General features: G+C 46.5%; 2 protein-coding genes. Both read right to left on the minus strand.

Annotation, left to right across the window (positions count from 1 at the left end):
- Window positions 1-108: 108 nt before the first annotated feature.
- Window positions 109-342 (minus strand): hypothetical protein, encoded by a 234-nt coding sequence (locus tag A3750_RS22135; RefSeq protein ID WP_068521372.1) that lies wholly within the window; start codon window positions 340-342, stop codon window positions 109-111.
- A gap of 60 nt (window positions 343-402) precedes the next feature.
- A partial coding sequence (locus A3750_RS22140; RefSeq protein WP_156498836.1) for a BON domain-containing protein occupies window positions 403-664 on the minus strand: 262 nt, incomplete at its 5' end.

Genomic DNA, 664 nt, shown 5'->3' on the forward strand with positions numbered 1-664 from the left:
TTGGTTTAGTCGTTCGCAGGAAACAGGTTGGTGTAAGGGCTGGTGAAGGGCAGGTGAAGGGCGGAGAACCCCATGCAGGCGATTCTCCGCGATACCTTCGCTGAGCCTTTAAGCGTCAGCCATTTCTTCTATTTGAGATTTTGCAGCAGAGATTTTTCGCTTCAGCTGCTCCACCTTTTCCTCTATTTTTTCCTTACTGTCTTCAAAAAGCGCTTCTCTAGAGTCCGCAGCTTTGTGCTCTGCGTACTCTTTTTTGAGCTTCGCTTTTTGTTCATCGAGTTGCTTCTCCCAAGACTCAATTTGATCATGAAGCGTATTTTTTAGTTTCTCTGTCATAGACATGCTGTTTCTCCTGATTACTGATATTGGATTTTTCTCTTTTATAAACACGACAGCGGCGGTTTAACTTTCGACTTCAAGTTTGCTCTCAACCTTCTCGACGCCAGAGGTATTGTTGGCGATTGCTATAGCGAGATCGGCTTCCGCCTGCGTTGGCACTGAGCCACTCAAAATGACCACGCCATCTTCCGTTTCGATATCGATGTTTTTGCTTGTTACTTCGTTTTCAAGCAACAATTTCATCGCCAGCACAGCGTCGACACGCGCATCCACCAGCTGTTCATCAATGGGTGCTTCTGCAGAGCCTTGCGCGACTGTTAAGTTA

The sequence above is a fragment of the Oleiphilus sp. HI0079 genome (genome assembly GCF_001635105.1).